The organism is Vibrio sp. QJM3NY_26, assembly GCF_057786005.1.
In genome coordinates this window covers 882753-905709 of sequence record NZ_CM173515.1, presented here as the reverse complement: position 1 = coordinate 905709, position 22957 = coordinate 882753, and the positions used below count along the sequence as shown (strand labels likewise).

The following is a 22957-nucleotide window of genomic DNA, read 5'->3' as shown; positions in this document are numbered from 1 at the left end:
CTACCCTACTACGCTTTATCAGCCGCGAGTTTACGAACCCACGGACGGTGACTTTCTTTACTGATGATTTCGTTTCTAAAACGAACCATAGTCACAGCACCAAAGAAAAAGGCGAAGCCGAAGATGTTGAGAAGAAGCGGCCATAGCATGTCACTTGAAATAGAAGGCTGATCGAACTTAGTAATCGTCGCGCCTTGGTGAAGTGTATTCCACCACTCTACTGAAAAGTGAATGATAGGTAGGTTGATGACACCAACGATCGCCAAAATACCTGCTGCTTTCGCTGCGGTTTTTTGGTCGTCAAACGCGTGGTGTAGTGCAATCACACCCAAGTATAGGAATAGAAGAATCAGCTCTGAGGTCAAACGCGCATCCCAAACCCACCAAGCACCCCACATTGGTTTACCCCAAACAGCACCGGTTAGCAGCGCTATGAAGGTAAATACAGCACCAATAGGCGCCATAGCCAATGCCGCCATGTCTGATAATCTCACCTGCCATACCAAGCCGATGAATGCCGCAATTGCCATCGACATGTATACACCCATCGACCAAATTGCAGACGGAACATGGATATAGATGATACGGAAGCTATCGCCCTGTTGGTAATCAGAAGGCGCAAATGCAAGCCCCCACACAGTACCGGCGGATAGACACAATAGCGCTAGGATAGAGAACCATGGCAGAAGTTTACCAGCAAGCTGATAAGAGGTTTCTGCTTTGGCATAGGGATGGAGCCATTTCCACATGTTGTAATCTCACTCTTACTTCATATTGCTTACAGCTATTACAGCTATAATTATTATAATTTATTTGGCTTACTGTCTCTTTCAGTGACTCTATGAGTTTAAAAGCTTCAATTAGTTCACTCTGAACAAACAAAGTGGAAGTGAACGCTTAGTTAGCTAGTTTTAATCAGATAATTAACTAGTTAACACTCACTCTCAGCGCTGCGCTTATGGCAAATGGGGTGAGCGTCATTGCGCCCATTAGCATTGCCCCTAACACAGCTAATTGACCGTTATACGCAACGCCTAGTGCTGCCGCATCAATCGCTGATGTAGCAAATATAAGAATTGGGATATACAACGGCAAAATAAGCAGACTTAACAGCACACCGCCTTTTTGTAATCCAACGGTTAAAGCGACACCAATCGCACCAATAAAGCTTAATGCAGGCGTACCAACCAATAGCGTTAAGACCACCGATAACCAAGTATCGAAATCCAAGGACAGCAGTACCGCTAACAACGGACTGATCAATATTAATGGTAACCCTGTCAATAACCAGTGCGCTATGACCTTGGACAATACTACCAACTGCAACGGGATGGGCATCAGCATCATCTGCTCGAGGGCGCCATCTTGGAAATCATCTCGGAATAATCGTTCGAGAGAAAGTAATGCAGAAAGTAAAGCTGCAACCCAAACAATGCCCGCTGCGATACGCGCAAGTAGGTTTGGCTCAGGGCCGATACTCAATGGGAAAAGGGTGATGACAATGATAAAAAACCACAGAGGGTTAAAGATATCGGCTTGGCGACGAAATGCGATCAACAGCTCACGTCGAATGATCGTTGTCATTGAAGAAATCATATTACTCACCCAACTTTATTTTTCTTAGTTTCGGGCTATCAGCAAACATGTCTTGGTGTGTGGTTAATAACACAATGCCACCGTTGTCTGCATGCTGAGAAAAAAGAGACTCTAGAACTTTAACGCCCTGCTTATCAATGGCAGTCAGCGGTTCATCTAGAATCCACAACATTTGCTTACTTAACCACAGACGAGCCAATGCTACACGGCGCTGTTGACCCGCCGAAAGTTGACCTGCAGGCACGTCTTCTCGTCCAGCAAGGCCGACTTGAGCCAATGCATTGTAAAGTTCTTCCTTACTCGTTCCACTGCTGTGAATCGATTGATAGAAGCTCAGGTTTTCATAGGCACTAAGCTCGCGTTTTACGCCAGTTTGGTGACCAAGAAAAAGCAAATTTTGGTGATACACATCTCGACTCGTTTCAATGGACTCACCATCCCAAGAGATAGTACCTTCATCACGATCACCTAAGCCGGTGATAATCCTAAGGAGTGTCGTTTTCCCAGTACCGTTACGACCTTCAACTTGAACCAGCTCACCGGGTTTCAATTGAAAAGACAACGATTCAAATAGAACCCTGTCGTCACGAATAGCAGTTAAATTTGAGACTTCAAGCATAGGTAAATTTAGTCGAGTAATGAAAGGGCTATAGTAGCACACCAATATGGTGACAAAACAGGACTAGGCGTTTTCGATAGAACAAACTCCGTAAGAAACTGTTACCACCGCATCACAATTTACACATTTTCATCAACAAACAAGATACTGCCTTAGATACAAGCACTTATAAACATCGTTCTATATAGAGCTGTCAGGCATAAAAAAAGAAGCCGAAGCTTCTTTTAAGAGGAGTGCACGATAAACATCAATTACTCAATACGCAGCGAGCGCTCAATTTAACGACGTCGAGTTGGGTCTCTGCGCTTATGAGATGCATCTGGTTGTTCATCGTACGATGAAGGGTTACTTCTTAGCGAAGGAATTTTTTCCTTACCCGCGAGCTTATTCTGCAGAGACATCATCAGCTCAGCTTCAGCTTTAGGTAATTCACACTCTTCGATCAGTTCGTTTATCCCTGCACCAAGCTGAACCATCTTCGTTGCACGCGTGTACAAGCGCCCATCGGTATCAACATGTTCCAGCTCTACAATGCGTTCATTCAAGTGCTTGATTAGATCTTGCTGTTCCGTCACTTTCTGACCAAGGCCAACCACGACAGAGCGAACCTCAAGCAATTGCTTGCTCGATTTTTGAAGCTCTTTGTCCAAGTTACGAACTTGCAGGCGTGACTGATCGAGCTGCTTTTGAATCGCACGTTTTACTTTGCTAATCAAAATCACGATGAATAATGTAAAAACCCCGACTCCGGCAATCAGAGCAACAGGGCTTAAAGGAAGCGCTTCAAACATTACAGGTGAGCCATCTCATCCCATTCGTCTTCGCTTAATAGTTTGTTTAGATCTACCAAGATAAGCAGCTTGCCATCACGATTACTAACACCTTGGATGAACTTAGCACTTTCATCAGTACCAACACTTGGAGTTGTGTCGATTTCAGAAGAACGTAGGTAAACCACTTCAGCAACGCTGTCTACTAGAATGCCAATGACTTGACGCTCAGATTCAATAACGATGATACGAGTGTTGTCTGTGATTTCACCTTGCATCAAACCAAAGCGAGAACGAGTGTCGATAACAGTAACAACGTTACCACGTAGGTTAATAATACCTAGAACGTAATCTGGAGCACCCGGTACTGGAGCAATTTCACTGTAGCGAAGTACTTCACGTACCTGCATAACATTAATGCCGTAAGTTTCTTCTTCTAGCTGGAATGTCACCCATTGAAGTACTTCATCATTGGTTGGGTCTTTTCTTACTTCAATTTCACTCATATGAGACATATTTAATCCTCTTGCCGTCGTTACCGACCACTATTATTAACTTGATGCGTTTATTGTTAGCCTAATGCTTATTACTAGCTTAATGCTTTTACATCTAGCCCTGCGTTTAGCATGGCGATCAATGCTTCAACATGAATCAAAGCACACATTTTTTCTTTTACCATACCAGCGAGCCATGGGCGTTTACCTGCCATTTCTCGCCAACGAACTTTATCTGTATTAAGAAGCTCGGTACCTTTCAGTTCAGTACCCGCAAGCCCCCATAAGCTTTCGCCAAGCATCACTATATATTGATAGTTTTCTTTGTATTCATCATTCGTTAGTTTTTCAGGCATCACCCACTTTGCGGTGTCGACCACATCTAACTGACTCTCTCGGTTTGTTTGCAAACCTAAATACCAAGTAGGCTTACCAATCAAATGGCTTAGCTCTTCAAGGCGATGAATACCACCAAGCTCATCAAGAGGAACAGCAAATGTTACCCCGTTGACATCAAAATACAGTACCTGAAAATCTTCTTTTCGAGCCGTAGTTTCCCAAGATGTAAACCGTTCAATACCGCCAGATTGAGTTTCAACCTCAACCTCGAGTTCACTGATAGATTCAATTTCTGACTCTTCAGTGTGAGTTCCGTCTTGCAGAGCTTCAACGTGCGACTCTTCAGCTATTGGTGACTCAATGGTCGACTCAACAGGTTGATCAAGAGCCATTGATAAATCAGGCTCAGGGAGATTCCAGTCTTGAATTTCAGGCTCTACAGGAAGCTGAACGGATTCCACCGCAGCATCAAACATTTGCATGTCTGCGTGTTGAGCAATTTTCTGCGTGTTCTGATCCATTAATTCATCAAGATTCAGTTCATCAACCACGTTCGTCGCTTCTAAGCGGCTCAGTAATTTTTGAACGTCTTCCAGATTAGGCACTTCAAATTCAGCTTCTCGCAACTCGGCATAGGTCGAGTAACTCGAATATTTGGGCTCTGGCTCTGGCTCTGGCTCTGGCTCTGGCTCTGGCTCTGGCTCTGGCTCTGGCTCTGGCTCTGGCTCTGGCTCTGGCTCTGGCTCTGGCTCTGGCTCTGGCTCTGCAGATGATGACTCATCGCTGGTCTCGTCAACAAAAAATTCGTCAGAATCCAGCATTTCATCACCTAACAGCGCAGTAAAGTAATCATCAAGTGCTTGTTCACTTGATAAACTTGATCGCGCCATTGTTAATTCTTTATTCGCGCTCATTTATCGCCAGCCTTTCGAGATAAATAAGCAGCTGTTTGTAAGCAAATACACCACGACTACCCGATGCAAAATGAGATGCTGGTAAGCGCTTTAGGCTAGCATCTCGAAACTTAGTGTCTATCGGCACAGCGGATGTCCAAACTTGATTTGGATAATCTTCTTTTAACTGAGTTAATGTTTGCAGTGATGCTTTAGTTCGCTTGTCGTACATCGTCGGGACAATTGTCACCTTAAACGGTGTTTTGCGAGACTTCTGCATGATAGCCAAAGTGCGAATCATGCGCTCTAAGCCCTTCATTGCCAAAAACTCAGTCTGTACCGGAATCAAAATACGGTCACTGGCAGCCAATGCGTTGACCATCATCACGCCCAAAATCGGCGGACAATCGATAAGTACATAGTCATAGTCGTCTTTCAAAGCGGCCAAAGCACGCTTCAAGATCAACCCCATACCGCTTCGATTTCCCATCACACGGTCTAATGTTGCCAAAGACATGTGCGCGGGAATAATATCGATACCTTCGACTTCAGTTTGTAAAATCAAAGGTCTTACTGTCGGCGCGCTAAACTCACGCAACTGAAATAGATCAAACAGACTCGATTCCACCGTATCTGAGTCGTAACCCAGATAGGTGGTTAGTGATGCATGCGGGTCAGTATCAACCAACAGAACACGGTGCCCCTTTAACGCAAGTAAACCTGCTAGAGTCACGGTCGAGGTCGTTTTACCAACACCACCTTTTTGGTTTGCAACACTCCAAACAATCATTTCGATTTACCTAAGCTAACCCAACTTCAACCAAAATCCTTTCCGCAATGCGGTCTAGAGGGAGGTCTTCAGTAGAAATGCCAGCTTTTGCTACAGCTTGAGGCATACCATATACAACACAGCTATCTTCATCTTGCGCCCAGATTGTCGAGCCCGCAGTTTTTAACATACGCGAACCTTCTCGACCATCAGCGCCCATGCCGGTCAGTATCATAGACAAGACTTTGTCGCCGTAGATCTTCGCTGCAGAGCCGAAGGTTACATCCACACAAGGTTTGTAATTCATTCGGTCGCCGCCATCGATAATTCTTAAGCGAGCAGATCCTGCACGGCCGTCAACCATCATCTGTTTACCACCAGGAGCAAGATAAGCCACTCCAGGTTTCAACACATCTCCGTCCTGTGCTTCGCGAACCTCAATCTTACATAAGGTATTCAGTCGGCTAGCAAAAGCGGCAGTGAACGTTGCTGGCATATGCTGAACTAACACAATCGGATGTGGGTAGTGTGCAGGGATGCGCGTCAAAATTTTCTGTAGTGCAACAGGGCCACCAGTAGAAGTACCAATTGCAGTTAATTGATACTTTTTACCCGAAGCTCTGAATTTCGCCGTTGATGCAACCGCTGGTTTCACTGCTGAAGCTGCGGCTGAAATCGGTTGGCGCAATGGTGTTGAAGTTGTTGCCGGTGTGGCTGTAGCTCGTGGCGCAATAGGAGCACGGCGCATAAATGCACGCTTTGCTGCAATCTGAATCACACGTTGTTGAAGCAATGCGACAGCATCATCGCGGTTACGTGCGATGTCTTCAAACTTCTTAGGTAGGAAGTCTAGAGCACCAGCGTCTAACGCATCTAATGTTGCTCTCGCACCATCATGCGTTAGCGATGAAAACATTAAAATAGGCGTTGGCGACGCAGCCATGATTTCACGAACGGCGGTGATGCCGTCCATGACAGGCATTTCGATGTCCATCGTGATTACGTCAGGTCTCAGCTGTTTCGCTTTCTCAACCGCTTCTTTACCGTTTACTGCTACATCAATGACTTCTAGGCGAGCCTCTGAGTTGATGATCTCGCTAACGCGACGACGAAAAAAACTCGAATCATCAACGACTAATACTTTAATCGCCATATTTATCCTTAAATTAAATTCTTGACGCAGCTGCGTACTGCTTCAACAAGTCCGGCACATCTAGAATCAATGCAATGTGTCCATCACTTGTAATTGTCGCGCCTGCCATTCCTGGCGTGCCCTGTAGTAGTTTATCAAGTGGCTTGATGACTACTTCTTCTTGACCAATAAGCGTATCGACAACGAAACCAACACGTTGACTACCAAGCTGTACGATAACAACATGTCCGTGCCCTTTGCGCAATTCCACAATACCCGCTTTGGGTGCTAGCCAGTTTTGCAAGTAGAACAACGGAATAGACTTATCGCGGACGATGATGGTCAGCTGGCCATCAACCACGTTAGTGCGGCTGAGGTCTAAGTGGAAAATCTCGTTCACAGATGCCAATGGCAATGCGAATGGGTGACCTGCAACACCGACCATCAAGGTTGGTAGAATCGCTAGCGTCAATGGAACCTTGATCGTAATCTTGGTGCCTTGCCCCATCTCTGAATCGATATCAATCGAGCCATTCAGTGTGTTGATCGCTGTTTTCACAACGTCCATGCCTACACCACGACCTGAGATATCCGAGATTTTTTCTTTACTTGAGAAGCCAGGAGCAAAGATAAGATTGAAACATTCTTTGTTTGATAAACGAGATGCGGCATCTTCGTCCATCAGACCACGTTTAACCGCAATAGCACGCAACGTATCAGGGTCCATGCCGCCGCCATCATCAACGATAGCCAGTTCAATGTGGTCACCTTCTTGCGAGGCGGAAAGAATCACTTTACCCGTTTGTGATTTGCCAGCCGCAATACGGGCTTCAGGCATTTCAATACCGTGATCCACAGAGTTTCTCACTAAGTGAATCAGAGGATCGGCAAGTGCTTCAACTAAATTCTTATCAAGATCCGTTTCTTCCCCGCGCATTTCAAGAACAATGTCTTTCTTCAAACTACGAGCAAGGTCGCGGACAACTCGTGGGAAACGACCAAAAACTTTCTTGATCGGCTGCATACGAGTCTTCATTACCGCACCTTGGAGGTCTGCGGTAACAACATCTAAATTCGAGACAGCTTTTGCCATCTCTTCATCGTTACTGTTTAAGCCAAGGCTTACAAGTCGATTACGAACCAACACCAGCTCACCCACCATATTCATGATGGTATCCAGTGTTGACGTGTCGACACGAACTGTAGCGTCGGCTTGTTGTTTCTTCGCTGGCACTTTAACTTCAGCTTTCGCTGGTGCTTCTTTAACAGCGACTGGTGCAGATGGCTTAGGCTTAGGAGCGACTTGTGGAGCAGGCACTGGTGCAATAGGCTTCGCTGCAGCAGGTTTAGTTGCTGCATCTAGCTCTTCAATAGTTGGTCCATTACCTGAACCATGTAACTGGTCTAGTAGTTTCTCAAACTCTTCGTCGCTCATCAGGTCATCACCTTCAGACATCGCCGAAACGGGTGCGGAAGAAGGTGCTGGCGGAGGAGGAGGCGCTGAACCTACTGCCGTCGGGCTCTTGCCCGCACCATGCAGTTCATCTAATAACTTTTCGAATTCGTCATCCGTAATATCACCACTCTCAGCAACTGACTGAGGAGCAACAGGAGCTGGCGGCGGTGTTGATACAGAAGATGCTGTTGGTGAACCACCTTTACCATGAAGCTCATCAAGCAGACGCTCAAACTCATCTTCAGAAATATCATCCACTGAAGATGCACTAATGCTTGCGCTTTCGGCGATCGGTTCAGCAGGCGCTTCAAAAGCGGGTTCAGCGATTACTGGTGCTGGGGCTTCTACTGGAGCAGCTTCATCGGTCGACTGTGGTTTACAGAGGCGGTGAAGTTCATCCAATAAAGCTTGATCAGCTGGCACTAAAGGTTCCTGATCTTGCACGGCTTGAAACTGTACATTAACTGTATCTAGCGCCTGCAGCATCGTATCCATCAAACCTGATGTTACGCTGCGCTGGCCGTTTCGTAGAATGTCGAACACATTCTCAGCACCATGACAAGTATCCACCAGCTCAGTCAATGCTAGGAAACCAGCACCACCTTTTACTGTATGGAAACCACGGAAAATAGCATTTAATAGGTCTTTGTCGTCAGGGTTATTCTCAAGCTCTACCAGTTGTTCTGATAGGAGTTCAAGGATCTCTCCTGCTTCGACTAAAAAGTCCTGAAGAATATCTTCGTCTAAATCGTAGCTCATACGTTACCTTTAAAATCCAAGACTGGATAACAAATCGTCGACTTCATCTTGAGATGCAACAGCATCTTCACGCTCTTCTGGGTTTAGAATCGGACCTTCAGGCGCGATAGATGCTTTCTTCTCTGACTCTGGAGTTGGCTCTGTTTGATTCGCACCGAATACGGTGAGAATCTCGACCAAACGTCCTTCAACCTCATTCACCAAGGTAATAACTTTGCTAATTATCTGCCCAGTTAAATCTTGGAAATCCTGAGCCATCAAGATTTCAGTCAATTGTCCACGTAGTTCAGTACTATCGCCTTCTACTTGGACAAGCAATCCATCAATGCGGTGACATAAAGCTTTAAATTGTGCCAGCTCAATGCGGCCATGCATCAGTTCATTCCATTGAGGCCTTACTTGAAGTAAACACTCGTGTAGGTTGTCTGCAATTGGCATACAACGATCGACAGCGTCCATCGTCTTATTTGCCGCAACTTCCGTTTTATCAATGACATACTGAAGGCGATCCCTTGCGTCAGGGATTTCATCATTTGCGATAACGCTGATGCGCTCATCGAAATTGAATTGAGTCAAAGAGTCATGGAGGTCGCGAGTCAAACTTCCTATTTCTTGAAGCATTGGATTGTCTTGAAGACTAAAATTGTCTTCATAAATGCTTCTAACAAGAGAATCAGCATCTTGCTGCTCATCGTTCTCAAGCAGCTCTACTAATTTTTTTGCTTGTTCTAATGAAATCATCCTGAGTTCGGCCTTACTCCGCATACTTTGTGCGCTTAGGCTATCGAGATAAACAGAGAACTTATCGGTCAGTGTTTGCCTAGAAGTGCCTAAAACTTATTGATGCTTATAAGCGATCAAAAATCTTATCAAGTTTCTCTTTCAGCGTTGCAGCAGTGAAAGGCTTCACAATGTAACCATTAACACCCGCTTGCGCTGCTTCGATGATCTGCTCACGCTTCGCTTCCGCAGTGATCATAAGCACTGGAAGGTGCTTAAGTTCTGCATCTGCGCGAATGTGTTTAAGCAGGTCAATACCTTGCATGCCTGGCATGTTCCAGTCAGTTACCACGAAATCAAATTCGCCTTTTTTCAGCATAGGTAACGCGGTTAAGCCATCGTCTGCTTCTTGAGTGTTGTTGAAACCTAAATCGCGAAGTAGGTTTTTAACAATTCGGCGCATCGTTGAAAAATCATCAACAATGAGAATTTTCATGTTTTTGTTCAAATTAGCCTCCACTGAATAGAATCAGTGTTGTTAGTCGTTCTGTGTCCAAGCACTTAACTTAGTGCGTAAACGCTGCATAGATTGGCTCAGTATTTGGCTGACACGAGATTCGCTGACACCTAGTACTTCCCCAATCTCTTTTAAATTGAGTTCTTCGTCGTAATAAAGCGAAAGCACAAGGCCTTCCCTTTCCGGAAGTTGTTTTATCGAATCGATCAAAGCTTGACGGAATGACTCATCAGCAACCCCTTGAAAGGGCGTATTATCTTGAGAGTCTTCATTCGGAGATATTACATCATCTGAGACGCCTAAATCTTCGATCCCGACAAGTCTTGAGCAATTAATATCAGTTAAAGCGTTGTGGTACTGGTCTAAACTCAGCCCCATGTGCTTTGCCACTTCGGCATCACTTGGGTCGCGATTGAGGGTACCCTCTAATTCCGCGATTGCACTGCTGATTTCTCGATTGTTTTTATGAACCGATCTCGGTACCCAGTCACCACGGCGAATGTCATCCAACATAGCTCCGCGAATCCGAATACCTGCATACGTCTCAAAGCTTGCGCCTTTGGTACCATCATAGTTTTGTTGCGCTTCAATCAAGCCAATCATGCCAGCTTGAATTAAGTCATCAACCAAGACATTAGGCGGTAATCGCCCCAACAAGTGATGAGCGATACGTTTAACCAACACAGAATACTTCTCAAAAAAAGCCTGTTGGCTATTGTGATTAGCATGTTGATCGTAAGTAAGCGCTTTATTCACCAAATGGTTCCTCTATAAATTCAGTACGATTCAGCAGCCTTTCAACAAAGAACTCCAAGTGTCCACTTGGCGTTTTTGGTATTGGCCAGGTCAATGCTTTATTAGCCAAAGAGCTGATTGCCAATGCAGCTGGAGAGCGAGGGTACGCATCTACTACGATTTTCTGTCTCTTGACTGATTGACGTACTTTATCATCTAAAGGAATACATGCTACGAGTTCGAGGCTCACATTCAAGAAGCGCTCTGTGACCAAAGTCAACTTTGCAAATAATTCTCGGCCTTCGCGGTAGCTTCTGACCATATTTGCAACAATTTTGAATCGCTGAACTTGGTGCTCTCGGCTCAAAAGCTTGATCAGTGCATATGCATCTGTGATTGAGGTAGGCTCATCACAAACCACAACAACCACGTCTTGCGCCGCTCTTGAGAAGCTAATTACCATGTCTGAAATACCCGCAGCGGTATCAACCAACAAGATATCCATCTCATCTTCAAGCGAACCAAATGCACGAATCAACCCAGCGTGTTGAGCGTGTGAAAGTTCAGTCATGCTTTGTGTGCCAGATGTCGCTGGAATAATTCTAATTCCGTGCGGCCCTTCGACAATCGCATCCTTAAGTTCACATTCGCCAGCCAACACATGACCCAGGTTTCGTTTAGAACGAATGCCCAGCATGATGTCTACGTTAGCCAGCCCTAAGTCGGCATCCAGTACCATGACTTTCTTGCCTTGGCGAGCCATACAAATAGCCATACCTAACGTCACATTCGATTTACCAACGCCTCCCTTACCACCGGTTACAGCGATAACTTTTGTGAGTGAAGGCTTGGTTAAGCGACGGAGGCCGCTAGCTTGATCGTGTATCATATTCTCATTCATATTTATCCGCCGCCTAGAGCCCTTCAGAATCGCTATTCCAGTAATGGGGTTCATTCTCTGTAGATTTTTCTAATAACTCATTAGCCTTAGCAATCATATACTTTGGCTGAGCTATGACGATATCTTCAGGAACTCGTTGACCATTTGCTATGTAAGCAACTGGTAATGCATTTTGTATTACCACACTGATGAACTCACCCAAGCTAAGGGATTCATCCAGCTTAGTCAGGATACATCCCGACAACGGGATTCTTCTAAAGTGTTCAATGGTTTCTTGTAGTACTTTGCGCTGTGCGGTTGCAGGCAACACAAGGTAACTATTGATAACGGAACCACTCTCTTGCATCAATGTGTCTAACTGCTCAGATAGGCGAACATCTCGTTGTCCCATGCCTGCAGTATCGACCAGAATCAGGCGACGATTACGTAACTGATATATTACATCGGCCAATTCACTAGAATCTTTAGCAACTCTTACAGGACAACCCATAATTCGACCATAAATCGATAACTGCTCATGTGCACCTATACGATATGTATCCGTTGTCACTAGTGCGACGTTGTCGGCGCCATATTCCATGGCTGCGCGTGCAGCTAGCTTAGCAACCGTCGTTGTTTTACCTACGCCAGTCGGGCCCAATAAGGCCACAATACCACCGCGTTTTAAAATATCTTTTTGCGTTACCGAGATCTGGTCAGCAACCAGTGCTAACAAGGCCTTCCATGCACGTGCAGGCTTGGTATCTTCAGGAATGTAACAGGCCATTTGATCGGCAAGCTCGGCAGATACACCCATACGCTCGAGGCGTTTGATAAGCATGGCTCTGAGCGGTTCACGACGCTCAACTTCTTGCCACATTAGCCCTGATACTTGATGCTCTAATAGACGACGAATTGAGGTCATCTCTTCACGCATCGTCTCCATTTCTGCATCTGAACCTTTCGACTGAGGGTTCTCACGACCACGATCATAACGGGTAGGATCCAAACGAGGTGCTGGACGCTCTACTCTGCGGTCTTCGGCAATCAATTTAGATAAGCCTGTTTCACGAGCAAATGCTGAATCGAGGCTCCCGTGAGATTGCTGGTTAGCAGAAGACTGTTGATTGCCAAGAGACGACTGGTTGCCGAGAGACTGACGATTACTATGTGGCTGATGATTGCTATGCGGCTTATGACCCGTGCTGGATTGGCGATTTAGCAATGCTGACAACGAGTCTTCATTTTCTGCACGGTGTTGTGGGTCATCATCGGCACCATGACTGTATTGCTTTAGCATATTCGCAAAGCGTTTGGTCATTGAGCGTCCACCTTCAGCACTTGTCTGTAAGCTAACCTTGTCATCGTCTAATTGACGACGCCCTGCCGGTGCTGCGGGCGCGGCCATTTGCGTATATTGGCTTTGCGCAGGCTGCTGAGGTTTATTTAATCTCTGGCTCGCTGTCGACGGGCTAGATTCGCCATCAATAGCGGCAACAATTTCCACGCCACCTGCGACCTTTTTGTTAGACATGATCACCGCTTCTGAGCCAAGTTCTTCTTTAACTTGGAGCAGTGCGGTTCGCATATCTTTTGCAAAAAATCGTTTAATTTTCAATTCGATCGTCCGTTCTAATTAGGCGGCTTAATTACCAACAGCTTGTACTATACGTATCTGCTTTTCGTCCGGTATCTCTTGGTAAGATAACACTCTCAAGCTTGGGATCGTGTTCTTCACGAACTTAGCCAGAGTTGAACGCAATACACCAGAGGTCAGTAGCACTGCTGGCTCACCTTTCAGCTCTTGCTCTTGTGTGGCATGGCTGAGTGAGGTCTGTAAACGTTCGGCTAAACCAGGTTCAATACCAGCAGATTCTCCGCCGGATGCCTGCATGGTTTGATGCAAGATTTGTTCCAGCTCTGGGATCAAGGTTATCACGGGCAACTCTGGCTCTATGCCATTGATTTCTTGAACAATTAGTCGTTTCAAAGAGATACGAACAGCCGCCGTAAGTATGTCAGGTTCTTGACTCTTACTTGAGTACTCCGACAAAGTTTGGACTATTGTTCGAATATCACGAATTGGAATGGCTTCATTCAATAGGTTCTGTAGCACTTTCACAACGACGCCAAGCTGTAATTGGTCCGGTACAAAGCCTTCCACCAGCTTAGGCGTTGAGCGGCTAAGCATCTCAAGTAAGTTCTGAACTTCTTCGTGACCAATCAGTTGTGATGCGTTATTCGTTAGCTGTTGACTGAGGTGAGTGGCCAACACGGTTGATGAATCAACAACCGTGTAACCTAAGGCTTGCGCATGTTCACGCTGCTCTTCACGAATCCACACGGCTTCCAGACCAAAGGCAGGGTCAATCGTCGGCTCACCATCGATCATTCCATACACTTGGCCTGGGTTAATGGCTAATTCCATATCCGGCTTAATCTCAGCCTCACCAACCGCAACCCCCATTAAGGTGAGTCGGTAACTGTTTGGCGTCAATTCTAGGTTATCGCGGATGTGTACTGCTGGGATCAAGAAACCAAAATCTTGAGACAGCTTCTTACGCACCCCTTTAACGCGTTCAAGCAGTTCGCCACCTTGGTCTCTGTCAACTAGAGGAATTAAGCGGTAGCCAACTTCTAAGCCAATAATATCAACAGGCTGAACATCATCCCACGAAAGTTCTTTCTGAGAACCCGTCTCCCCACTCGCTTCAACCGTAGCTGGAAGGTTGGGTTGTTCAGCTTTTTTCTTGTTCTTTTTATCAATGTAATAGGCACCTGCACCTGCAACGACAGCAAGGCTCAAGAACGAGAAATGAGGCATACCTGGCACAATACCCATGATGCCAAGGATAGCGGCGGTGATCATCAAGGATTTAGGATTGTCGAACAATTGGAAGAAGAGTTGTTGCCCCATATCTTCATCAGTATTTTGACGCGTTACCATCATCGCAGCAGCGATAGAAAGCAGTAGAGACGGAATTTGAGCAACCAGACCATCACCGATAGTCAGTAGCGTGTAGATTTCGATTGCTTCACCAAAACCAAGGTCAAACTGAACCATACCAATACTCAAGCCACCAATAATGTTGATGAACAAGATCAAGATACCAGCGATCGCATCACCTTTAACAAACTTAGATGCACCGTCCATTGAACCGTAGAAATCGGCTTCTTTGGTCACTTCAAAACGTCGAGTACGAGCCTGATCTTGGTCGATCAAACCTGCATTTAAATCGGCATCGATTGCCATCTGCTTACCCGGTAAAGCATCAAGGGTAAAACGTGCACTTACTTCCGAGATACGACCCGCACCTTTGGTGACAACCATGAAGTTGATGATCATCAGGATCAAGAACACCACCAAACCAACCGCATAGTTACCACCGATAACCACGTTACCAAAGGCTTCGATAACGTTACCGGCAGCGTCACCACCCTCATGACCATGGAGCAATACCACACGTGTCGAAGCAACGTTCAAGGCCAAGCGGAGCAGAGTCGCAATCAGGAGTACGGTCGGGAATGCAGCGAAGTCTAAAGGCCTACGGGTATAAACCGAAACCAATAGCACAACCATAGACAGTGCAATATTGAAGGTGAAGAACATATCCAACAAGAAAGCTGGAATGGGCAACACCACCATAGCTAGCGTTGCAAGCACCATAACAGGCGCGCCAATCGCAGGCATGGCACGGTTAGGAATTTTAGGTAGCTTGTCCGCAAAAGGCAGGGTGAATTTCATAAATCTAGGCAGTTTCGCTATGTTGTAGCTATCTCACTAAGCAGATTGAGGCCTAGGTCTAAGCTATGTTGCTAAAGTTTATTATGATCAGGTTTATAATGATCGGACTTAGTATGTTCGGATTGATATAGCAAACACTGTACCAACATCTCACGTCAAATTATCGCCATCACCTCGGAAATAAGAGGGGTAGCTAAGTTGCTATTATCAGGGTTCATCAAGCTGAGCTCAAGCAATTGATCTAATGTCGTAAATCAGGTGGGATCGGCATATTAGAATCTTGCAGTTTTGGCCTCTCTCCACCTTTTTTTCGGTATTGCTTAAGCTGGAAAACATATGCAAGCACTTGTGCAACTGCCGCAAACAAACCGTCAGGAATTTGTTGTTCTAGCTCTGTGGTGTGATAAAGCGCCCTAGCCAATGGCGGTGCTGGAATAATATAGATGTCATTTTCTCGTGCGATTTCACGGATCTTCATCGCCATGTGATCGACACCTTTGGCAACCACAATTGGTGCCTTATCTTGATTCTGCTTATAGCGCAGCGCCACTGAAAAGTGTTCCGGGTTGGTCACAATCACATCCGCTTGAGGGACATCAGCCATCATACGTCTCTGAGCCGCTTCTCTCTGCAACATACGAATGCGCCCTTTCACTTCGGGCTTACCTTCAGTGTCTTTGAATTCGTCTTTGACTTCTTGCTTGGTCATCTTCAGCTGATCGGCGTGTTGCCAGATCTGGAATGGGATATCAATGGCGACCACGATGAGTAGAGAACAACTGATCAACAGAATGAAGTTAAGCAAAATATCTAAGGCATGGAATATATTCTGTGGGTACACATCCATACTCAACTGCATCAAATCGTGTTGAGAAGCTTGAATCAGATAAATGGCCATGCCCGATACCAAAGCCACTTTCAAGATAGATTTGAGCAGTTCAACCCAGCTTTGTAAGCCAAACATACGCTTGATACCACTCAAAGGATTGAGCTTAGATGCCTTTGGCATAGCCGCTTGCATTGAGAAATTGACCCCACCAACACCCGCAGCACCAATCACAGCAGCAACGAACAAAGTGATTAGAATCAAGAACAGTGGAAACAACAAGTTTACTAATGCGCCACCCGCTATTTCCAGTAGCTTGTTAGTCTCAAAAATCTCGTCACGACTGAGTGAAAACAGGCGTTGCATAGCCTCGAACAAAGCCTTCGCCATCGATTCGCCAAACCACATTAAAGAAATCGCACCGACTATCAATACCGATGCTGACGCCAGCTCTTTTGACCTTGCAACCTGCCCTTTCTCTTTGGCCTGTTGCAAGCGTTTGGGCGTGGCGTCTTCTGTGCGTTCTTGACCGTCTGACTCTGCCATTTCAGTCTCCTAGCAATCTAACCGGATTAGACGACATATCTGTTGCTCGCCTTGTATCCAAAATAGCTCATAGTGGCTAAACAATCCGCCAAGGATGTACCAACAAAGTAACAGACCCACGAGTAGCGCAAATGCAAAACCCAAAGAAAATATGTTTAGCTGAGGTGCCGCACGTGTCATTACACCAAATGAAAGGTTAATCGTCAGCAGCGCAATAATACCCGATAACGACATCGCTAATGCTGTTTTGAACATGATTCCAAGCCACAATGCCAGCTCTCTGAAATCGACGGCGGTTAAAGAGCCACTGCCAATCGGCAAGGTTTTAAAACTGAACACCACCAATTGCAGCATTTTCAAGTGGCCATCGGTCGCCAAGAAAAACATGGTCGCCAACAGCATGAACAGTTGGCCAAGTACTGGCGTGTTCTGACCGTTCGCAGGGTCAACCATAGAGGCAAAGCCCAAACTCGATTGCATACCTAGAATCTGACCGAGCATAACAAAAGTTTGAATCAAAAACTGAGTAACAAACCCCATGGCGACACCAATCACGATTTGTTCAAATACCGTCAAGAATCCTTGGAAGGACAGCAGCTCAATCTCTTTAGGAACTGCTGGGATTGCGGGCATCACAGCAAAGGTGATCGCCAAACCTAAATACAGACGGATACGCGGCGACACAAAGCGTGCCCCTGTTACCGTCATCACCATCAGCATGGCTGAAATGCGAGTGTATGGCCAAAAATAATTGGCTAACCACTCTAATACAAGGCTCGTTGGGTATTCCATATTGGTTTAATACAGAACTTGCGGCAAGCGTTCGATGAGTTCGAAAAAAAACTCCATCATCATCTGAGTCATCCAGTGAGCAAACATCATCAACGCCAATAACGTCACGATCAAACGCGGTAGGAAACTCAATGTTTGTTCATTGATAGACGTCGCAGCTTGGAAAACCGCTACGACTAAACCAATCAATAGGCTAGGAATAATAATGGCACATACCATTATCAGTACCATCCAAAGTGCATCTCGGAACAACTCTACGAATATTTCAGGATTCATTATTCCCCCAGCTACAAGGCAAAACTGCCGGCGAGAGTGGAGAGTATCAAGTTCCAACCATCAACAAGAACGAACAGCATCAACTTAAATGGTAACGATACAATCATCGGTGACAACATCATCATACCCATAGCCATCAATACCGAGGCGACCACCAAGTCGATGATTAAGAAAGGTAAGAACAGCATAAAGCCAATTTGGAAAGCCGTTTTCAACTCCGATGTGATAAACGCTGGAATCAGAACCGCCATAGAAACATCTTCAGGGTTAGTCACTTCCGCACCCGATATCTCAACAAAGGTTTCTAGATCTTTGATTCGGGTTTGTTTGAGCATGAAAGACTTGATCGGGCCTTGAGCAACGTCGAACGCCTGTCGTGCCGATATTTGTTCATTGAGATAAGGCTGAACCGCTTGCTCATTCACTTGATTGATCACTGGTGACATGATGAAAAAGGTCAAAAATATCGCGATCCCAATAATCACTTGGTTTGAAGGCGTTTGTTGGAGACCCATTGCCTGACGCAAAATAGACATCACCACCACAATACGGGTGAACGACGTCATCAAAATTACCATTGCCGGCAAGAAGCCAAGCATGGTCATTAGGGCCAATATCTGTAAATTGATCGAGTAGTCTTCACCGCCATTGGCGTTGGTTGTCATGGTAAAGGCAGGGATGCCACCACCATTACCCGTTAAACTACCAGTCGTCATGGTTTGCGATTTAGCTTGGTCTTGTTCCATCGTGCTGATGGTAACCGACTCTGAGCCTGCTGTATTCGCTGGAATGACGGTGCCATCTTCAGCCTGTGCAAATACCGACACACTGAACACTAAAGAACAGAGGAGGATGAGCTGAACCAACAATGCTTTTACCGCTCGAAAAGATCCGATTTGGCAAAGGTAAGATGAGGTAAAAAGTCCGTTACTTGTTTGCATCTTTTTTAATTAGCTGGGAAAGCTGACTTGAAAATGTACTTTTTTCCAGCATCTCCTGAGTAAGAGGTTTATCGAGCTTAGAGATCAGCTGAATCGACTGTGTGGTAATACCTACTAAGAACTGTTCATCACCTGCTTGCACAATCGCAATGCGTTCTTTAGTACCAACAGGAATTTGCCTAACAATAGCCAAGCCTTGTTGATTCGACATCGCAGGCACTTGCATTCGCTTGAGTAACCAAGCAATAAATAAGATAAAGGCGATAACGAAAATTAGCGACCCAAAAGTGGTCGCTAAATCTAGAGAAGGAGGCGCGGCAAAGGCAATAGAAGGCGTAGACAACAGCCCTATTCCCAATATTCCGCGAGACGAGCCCACCAATCTTTTTGGCGAAAAGCGCATTAACGTAGCTTCTTAATTCGTTCTGTTTGGCTAATTACGTCAGTCAGACGAATACCAAATTTATCGTTCACCACAACCACTTCTCCGTGAGCAATTAGAGTACCGTTAACCATCACGTCTAGTGACTCACCAGCAATTCTATCGAGCTCTACAACCGAACCTTGGTTCAATTGAAGTAAGTTACGGATACTAATCTGAGAACGGCCAACTTCCATCGAGATAGTCACTGGGATATCCATGATGGTATCCAGTTTACGACGCTCATCTTCAGAAATCGGAGACGATGAATCGGTTAGTTCATCAAGTGGTGCCGCAAGCACATCATCAACATCAATTGACGGTGCTAAAGGGTCTTCACCAAGTGCAGCAGCCCATTCGTCTGCTAGCTTTTGATCTTCACTAGGTTCCATTACCAATTCCTATACTTTTATCTATTTTGCTATTCGTCATCATCGCTGTTTTCGAGCTCAGACATTAGGTCTTTGCCTAGAAAAGCGAGATCAGTTTTGACCACACTTGGTCTTCGAATTTTTTCCGAAATCTGGACCGCGAGTTTTTCACCCGCACGTCCCATTTTCACACGATACGTTGGTAGTTCTTCTACAAACATCGTCGCGTGTTCAGGCATGTTCATGGGAATGACATCCCCTGGGCGCAGCTCCATCAGATCACGCAGAGAAATATCTTGCTCTAACAAGTTCACACGAAAGTTAACTGGTACATCCATGATTTCATCACGCAATGCCGAACTCCAACGAACGTCAGTTTCCATTTTGTCTGATTGAACACCAGCGTCCAACAATTCACGAATCGGCTCAACCATGGAATAAGGCATCACGACGTGGAAGTCACCGCCACCGCCATCCACTTCAATGTGGAATGAACTCACAACAATCACTTCTGTTGGGCTCACAATGTTCGCCATACTTGGGTTCACTTCAGAATCCAAGTATTCAAACTCAACCCCCATTACTGGAGACCAAGCTTCTTTGTAATCTTCAAAAACAATTTTCAGCAGCAGCTGGATAATTCGTCTTTCAGTAGGCGTGAATTCACGGCCTTCAATCTTGGCGTGAAATCGTCCATCGCCACCAAAAAAGTTTTCTACAAGAATAAATACAAGGCGCGCTTCCATAGTGATCAGCGCTGTGCCTTTTAATGGACGGAAGCGAACCATGTTTAAACTGGTGGGTACATACAATGTGTTTTGGTACTCACCAAACTTCATCATTTGGACACCATTGATCGACACTTCAGCCGTTTTGCGCAACATGTTAAACAAACTGATACGCAAATGACGCGCAAAGCGCTCGTTAATAAGTTCAAGGGTCGGCATTCGACCACGAACAATTCGATCTTGTGAAGAAAAGTCGAAATTAACCGCACTGTCGTTATCAGCTTCTACGCTATCTTCAACTTCTTCAACATCATCTACGCCATGTAATAGCGCGTCAATTTCGTCTTGGCTTAATAAATCGGTCACAAATTACCTACTGAATCACAAAATCAGTGAATAGCACTTTTTCAATCACAGGCTGGCCAACAGCTTGAGTCAGACTTGCTTTGATATCTTCCGTTGCCTTGTTACGCAGTTCAACTCGCCCAGTGGGTGAACGCAATTGATCGACTGTTGCCGAGGCGAACGTCGCCAAGAGCGTACTTTCCACAAGTGGCGAGTGGTAACGAGCCAGGTCTTCATTCTTACTGCCCCGAACCATCATCTGTGCTTTTATCTGAACTAGGCGATCTTTTTTATCACCTGTCACATTGAACAAAAAAGGCTGAGGGATATTAACATACATAACTGGCTCTGCAGCGACCACAGCAGTTGCTGGCTGGGACGGAGATTCAGAGGCGCTATCATCAGAGCCTAAGAAAAAGAGCAGCGCACCACCTACACCAAGCAGTAACACGACTACGGCAATAATGATGATAAGGAGCTTGCTCTTCCCTTTAGGTGCATCTTGTTCTTCTGCCATACTTTACTCTAACTTCCTGTTCTTTCGATTAACTGACGGGTTTTTCTATTAACTAACAGTACTTTCTCTTAACTGATGGCTCTTTCTATTAACCAAGCGTTCTTTCTTAGCCTGATATTAGGCATAATAACTAATTCCATCACGCTTTGATGCGACATTCAATTCAAGATTGCTGCCACTATCAAGGTTTTCATCCCCTTGGCCATCATTTGTGCGGTTAGTGCCGGATTGTTGCTCACCATTGTTGTATCTATCATGCCCCTGACCAGAGCTCTGTTGCTGAACTGACGAATCGGCTAGTTGTAGACCTTGTTGAGCAAGCATCTCCCTCAGGCGAGGTAAGGTTTGTTCAATCACATCTCTTGCCTGTTGATTACTAACCGTAAAATGCACGTTCGCCACATCATTATTCATGGTCATGCGGATTTTCATCTGACCCAATTCTGGTGGGTCGAGGCGAATGTCCAAGTTCTTGAGGTTCTTAGACATCATCATTTGAACTTTTTCCGCGACCTGCTCATTGGCTAGCTCTTTGGTGAGCTGTAAAGGCGCTTGTTGAGCAGCTTGAATTTCAGCTCGTGTAGGTGCTGAACCAACCGTTGCTGTGCCTTGTGCGCCAGCCGCAGAAGCAATCTGCTGAGCAAACGTCGAGTCTTTAGAATCTTCTTTAGCACCCGCTTTACCCAAACCAGACAATGCAGCGGCACCAGCGCCCGCTTTAAGAAGCGCGTCAGTCGAGCCTGCTTTTGTGGCCGCTGGCGTTGCATTCATCGCTAGGCTTTGTGCCGTTAAGCTAGGATCTAAGGCCGCTTGCTGCTGCATTGGAGCTGCATTCCCTTGTTGTAATTGTTGAGCCGCTGCCTGTTGAGCCGCATGCGCATTATTGGCGTGCAGCATTGCCGCCTTATCCGTAAGAGCATTATTTGCTGATTGAGAAGCGGCCTGCGCTGATACTTGTTGTGCAGCCGTCGCTACTGCCGCTGTTGATGCCACCGAGGCTAAGGCTTTGGCTTCATTTGAATCAGTGTTGTCCCAATCAATAGCGGCGGGTTCACCGGGAGTGCTGTTCACGTTCGGAGCTTGGCTTAGTAAAGCCGTTGCTTGCTGTTGAGCATTGGTTAGCTGTTGATTCAATACTTCTAAGTTAGAGGTTGCTTGAGCCAGCGCAGCTTGCTCATCGACCGTCAACTTAGTGCCACTTTGTTGCTTTTGAACCAGACCATCGACAACAGACTGTTCTGATTCGATTTGTCCATTCAATTGGTTTAACGCTTTGGTATGGGCATCAACCTGTTTTGCAAGTTCCATATCCGCTGCTGAGAGTACTTGACTCTGATCGGCAGCAACCGCACTGGCCGCGTTCTTTTGGCGCAACTCTCGACTCATACTCGCTTCAATTTGTTCTGGGGTGACGCCTTTATCCATCAACTGTCGAATTTCATCATCAGTCAACTGTGATACACCCTTACCTCCGGTAAGCACGGCAATTTCAGAATCGATCTCAAGACCGTTTTCTCGATTTGTTGCATTGGTTTGTTGTGCCGGTTTACCCATGGTGTCGGTCGCAAGAACGCCCACAGCAGTGGCACCTACAATCTTGCCTTGAGCTTCATCAGCCTTCACTTGCTGAGGCAAGCCTTTGCCGTTGTCAGGTTGATTCAGTGTTTTGTTTGCCTCGTCCAACTGACCAAGCAATTTATTGCCTTCACTCATCGCAGCACTAGCTTGAGATGCCCCCTGAGTATTCAGCTCTGCGGATTGTGAATCAGA

The 22957-nt window shown here is 45.8% G+C and carries 23 protein-coding genes and 1 pseudogene; all 24 read right to left on the bottom strand.

Annotated features, from left to right (window positions below; genetic code table 11):
• Window positions 1-8: 8 nt before the first annotated feature.
• Window positions 9-749, bottom strand: coding sequence for a heme ABC transporter permease (locus tag AC3CH4_RS04080; RefSeq protein ID WP_054548164.1), 741 nt, complete (start codon window positions 747-749; stop codon window positions 9-11).
• A gap of 178 nt (window positions 750-927) precedes the next feature.
• Window positions 928-1596: a heme exporter protein CcmB gene (gene ccmB / locus AC3CH4_RS04075; RefSeq protein WP_004736228.1), complete on the bottom strand. Its 669-nt coding sequence runs from the start codon at window positions 1594-1596 to the stop codon at window positions 928-930.
• 1 nt (window position 1597) lies between these two features.
• Window positions 1598-2215: a cytochrome c biogenesis heme-transporting ATPase CcmA gene (ccmA, locus tag AC3CH4_RS04070; RefSeq protein WP_012603450.1), complete on the bottom strand. Its 618-nt coding sequence runs from the start codon at window positions 2213-2215 to the stop codon at window positions 1598-1600.
• Between the two features lie 278 nt (window positions 2216-2493).
• Entirely contained in the window at window positions 2494-3006 is a 513-nt protein-coding gene (locus tag AC3CH4_RS04065; protein WP_017090989.1) for a DUF2802 domain-containing protein, read from the bottom strand.
• Window positions 3006-3500 (bottom strand): chemotaxis protein CheW, encoded by a 495-nt coding sequence (locus AC3CH4_RS04060; protein ID WP_004736225.1) that lies wholly within the window; start codon window positions 3498-3500, stop codon window positions 3006-3008. The genes AC3CH4_RS04065 and AC3CH4_RS04060 overlap by 1 nt, the downstream gene beginning before the upstream one ends.
• A 74-nt stretch (window positions 3501-3574) precedes the next feature.
• On the bottom strand, window positions 3575-4732 hold the full coding sequence (locus tag AC3CH4_RS04055; RefSeq protein WP_488543330.1) for a chemotaxis protein CheW: 1158 nt from the start codon (window positions 4730-4732) through the stop codon (window positions 3575-3577).
• Complete coding sequence (locus AC3CH4_RS04050) at window positions 4719-5501, bottom strand: ParA family protein (protein ID WP_004736223.1); 783 nt, start codon at window positions 5499-5501, stop codon at window positions 4719-4721. Before AC3CH4_RS04050 ends, AC3CH4_RS04055 begins: the two co-directional genes overlap by 14 nt.
• Window positions 5502-5511: 10 nt before the next feature.
• Window positions 5512-6633 (bottom strand): protein-glutamate methylesterase/protein-glutamine glutaminase, encoded by a 1122-nt coding sequence (locus AC3CH4_RS04045; RefSeq protein WP_017076809.1) that lies wholly within the window; start codon window positions 6631-6633, stop codon window positions 5512-5514.
• A gap of 13 nt (window positions 6634-6646) precedes the next feature.
• The gene (locus AC3CH4_RS04040; protein WP_114633111.1) at window positions 6647-8827 is read right to left on the bottom strand and encodes a chemotaxis protein CheA; all 2181 of its coding nucleotides are present in this window, start codon (window positions 8825-8827) and stop codon (window positions 6647-6649) included.
• Window positions 8828-8836: 9 nt separating this feature from the next.
• On the bottom strand, window positions 8837-9568 hold the full coding sequence (locus tag AC3CH4_RS04035) for a protein phosphatase CheZ (protein ID WP_017076811.1): 732 nt from the start codon (window positions 9566-9568) through the stop codon (window positions 8837-8839).
• Window positions 9569-9674: 106 nt separating this feature from the next.
• Window positions 9675-10043, bottom strand: coding sequence for a chemotaxis response regulator CheY (gene cheY / locus AC3CH4_RS04030; protein ID WP_016767062.1), 369 nt, complete (start codon window positions 10041-10043; stop codon window positions 9675-9677).
• A 42-nt stretch (window positions 10044-10085) separates the two neighbouring features.
• Entirely contained in the window at window positions 10086-10820 is a 735-nt protein-coding gene (locus tag AC3CH4_RS04025) for an RNA polymerase sigma factor FliA (protein ID WP_017076812.1), read from the bottom strand.
• On the bottom strand, window positions 10813-11700 hold the full coding sequence (locus tag AC3CH4_RS04020; RefSeq protein WP_004736216.1) for a MinD/ParA family protein: 888 nt from the start codon (window positions 11698-11700) through the stop codon (window positions 10813-10815). Before AC3CH4_RS04020 ends, AC3CH4_RS04025 begins: the two co-directional genes overlap by 8 nt.
• Window positions 11701-11713: 13 nt before the next feature.
• Window positions 11714-13297, bottom strand: a complete 1584-nt coding sequence (gene flhF / locus AC3CH4_RS04015) for a flagellar biosynthesis GTPase FlhF (protein WP_488543329.1) — start codon at window positions 13295-13297, stop codon at window positions 11714-11716.
• Window positions 13298-13324: 27 nt separating this feature from the next.
• A complete protein-coding gene (flhA, locus tag AC3CH4_RS04010; RefSeq protein ID WP_004736214.1) occupies window positions 13325-15424 on the bottom strand; it encodes a flagellar biosynthesis protein FlhA in 2100 nt (699 codons plus the stop codon).
• A gap of 241 nt (window positions 15425-15665) precedes the next feature.
• Window positions 15666-16796, bottom strand: coding sequence for a flagellar biosynthesis protein FlhB (flhB, locus tag AC3CH4_RS04005; protein WP_488543328.1), 1131 nt, complete (start codon window positions 16794-16796; stop codon window positions 15666-15668).
• 9 nt (window positions 16797-16805) lie between these two features.
• Entirely contained in the window at window positions 16806-17588 is a 783-nt protein-coding gene (fliR, locus tag AC3CH4_RS04000; protein WP_004736212.1) for a flagellar biosynthetic protein FliR, read from the bottom strand.
• 6 nt (window positions 17589-17594) lie between these two features.
• A complete protein-coding gene (gene fliQ, locus AC3CH4_RS03995; RefSeq protein WP_004736211.1) occupies window positions 17595-17864 on the bottom strand; it encodes a flagellar biosynthesis protein FliQ in 270 nt (89 codons plus the stop codon).
• An 11-nt stretch (window positions 17865-17875) separates the two neighbouring features.
• Window positions 17876-18805 (bottom strand): flagellar type III secretion system pore protein FliP, encoded by a 930-nt coding sequence (fliP, locus tag AC3CH4_RS03990; protein ID WP_004736210.1) that lies wholly within the window; start codon window positions 18803-18805, stop codon window positions 17876-17878.
• A complete protein-coding gene (gene fliO / locus AC3CH4_RS03985; RefSeq protein WP_102503988.1) occupies window positions 18792-19208 on the bottom strand; it encodes a flagellar biosynthetic protein FliO in 417 nt (138 codons plus the stop codon). Before fliO ends, fliP begins: the two co-directional genes overlap by 14 nt.
• The gene (gene fliN, locus AC3CH4_RS03980; RefSeq protein ID WP_004736208.1) at window positions 19208-19618 is read right to left on the bottom strand and encodes a flagellar motor switch protein FliN; all 411 of its coding nucleotides are present in this window, start codon (window positions 19616-19618) and stop codon (window positions 19208-19210) included. The genes fliO and fliN overlap by 1 nt, the downstream gene beginning before the upstream one ends.
• Window positions 19619-19647: 29 nt before the next feature.
• Window positions 19648-20691 carry a flagellar motor switch protein FliM gene (gene fliM / locus AC3CH4_RS03975; protein WP_017087925.1) on the bottom strand — a complete coding sequence of 348 codons (1044 nt, stop codon included), beginning with the start codon at window positions 20689-20691 and terminating at the stop codon, window positions 19648-19650.
• A gap of 7 nt (window positions 20692-20698) precedes the next feature.
• Window positions 20699-21187: a flagellar basal body-associated protein FliL gene (fliL, locus tag AC3CH4_RS03970; protein ID WP_017087926.1), complete on the bottom strand. Its 489-nt coding sequence runs from the start codon at window positions 21185-21187 to the stop codon at window positions 20699-20701.
• A gap of 117 nt (window positions 21188-21304) precedes the next feature.
• A pseudogene (locus AC3CH4_RS03965) lies at window positions 21305-22945 on the bottom strand (flagellar hook-length control protein FliK); the annotation flags it as partial.
• Window positions 22946-22957: the final 12 nt, after the last annotated feature.

Bases quoted from the DNA above. Each gene is read 5' to 3' on its own strand.
- AC3CH4_RS04080 (WP_054548164.1), bottom strand. From the start codon at position 749: ATGTGGAAATGGCTCCATCCCTATGCCAAAGCAGAAACCTCTTATCAG.
- ccmB (WP_004736228.1), bottom strand. From the start codon at position 1,596: ATGATTTCTTCAATGACAACGATCATTCGACGTGAGCTGTTGATCGCA.
- ccmA (WP_012603450.1), bottom strand. From the start codon at position 2,215: ATGCTTGAAGTCTCAAATTTAACTGCTATTCGTGACGACAGGGTTCTA.
- AC3CH4_RS04065 (WP_017090989.1), bottom strand. From the start codon at position 3,006: ATGTTTGAAGCGCTTCCTTTAAGCCCTGTTGCTCTGATTGCCGGAGTC.
- AC3CH4_RS04060 (WP_004736225.1), bottom strand. From the start codon at position 3,500: ATGTCTCATATGAGTGAAATTGAAGTAAGAAAAGACCCAACCAATGAT.
- AC3CH4_RS04055 (WP_488543330.1), bottom strand. From the start codon at position 4,732: ATGAGCGCGAATAAAGAATTAACAATGGCGCGATCAAGTTTATCAAGT.
- AC3CH4_RS04050 (WP_004736223.1), bottom strand. From the start codon at position 5,501: ATGATTGTTTGGAGTGTTGCAAACCAAAAAGGTGGTGTTGGTAAAACG.
- AC3CH4_RS04045 (WP_017076809.1), bottom strand. From the start codon at position 6,633: ATGGCGATTAAAGTATTAGTCGTTGATGATTCGAGTTTTTTTCGTCGT.
- AC3CH4_RS04040 (WP_114633111.1), bottom strand. From the start codon at position 8,827: ATGAGCTACGATTTAGACGAAGATATTCTTCAGGACTTTTTAGTCGAA.
- AC3CH4_RS04035 (WP_017076811.1), bottom strand. From the start codon at position 9,568: ATGATTTCATTAGAACAAGCAAAAAAATTAGTAGAGCTGCTTGAGAAC.
- cheY (WP_016767062.1), bottom strand. From the start codon at position 10,043: ATGAAAATTCTCATTGTTGATGATTTTTCAACGATGCGCCGAATTGTT.
- AC3CH4_RS04020 (WP_004736216.1), bottom strand. From the start codon at position 11,700: ATGAATGAGAATATGATACACGATCAAGCTAGCGGCCTCCGTCGCTTA.
- flhA (WP_004736214.1), bottom strand. From the start codon at position 15,424: ATGAAATTCACCCTGCCTTTTGCGGACAAGCTACCTAAAATTCCTAAC.
- flhB (WP_488543328.1), bottom strand. From the start codon at position 16,796: ATGGCAGAGTCAGACGGTCAAGAACGCACAGAAGACGCCACGCCCAAA.
- fliR (WP_004736212.1), bottom strand. From the start codon at position 17,588: ATGGAATACCCAACGAGCCTTGTATTAGAGTGGTTAGCCAATTATTTT.
- fliQ (WP_004736211.1), bottom strand. From the start codon at position 17,864: ATGAATCCTGAAATATTCGTAGAGTTGTTCCGAGATGCACTTTGGATG.
- fliP (WP_004736210.1), bottom strand. From the start codon at position 18,805: ATGCAAACAAGTAACGGACTTTTTACCTCATCTTACCTTTGCCAAATC.
- fliO (WP_102503988.1), bottom strand. From the start codon at position 19,208: ATGCGCTTTTCGCCAAAAAGATTGGTGGGCTCGTCTCGCGGAATATTG.
- fliN (WP_004736208.1), bottom strand. From the start codon at position 19,618: ATGGAACCTAGTGAAGATCAAAAGCTAGCAGACGAATGGGCTGCTGCA.
- fliL (WP_017087926.1), bottom strand. From the start codon at position 21,187: ATGGCAGAAGAACAAGATGCACCTAAAGGGAAGAGCAAGCTCCTTATC.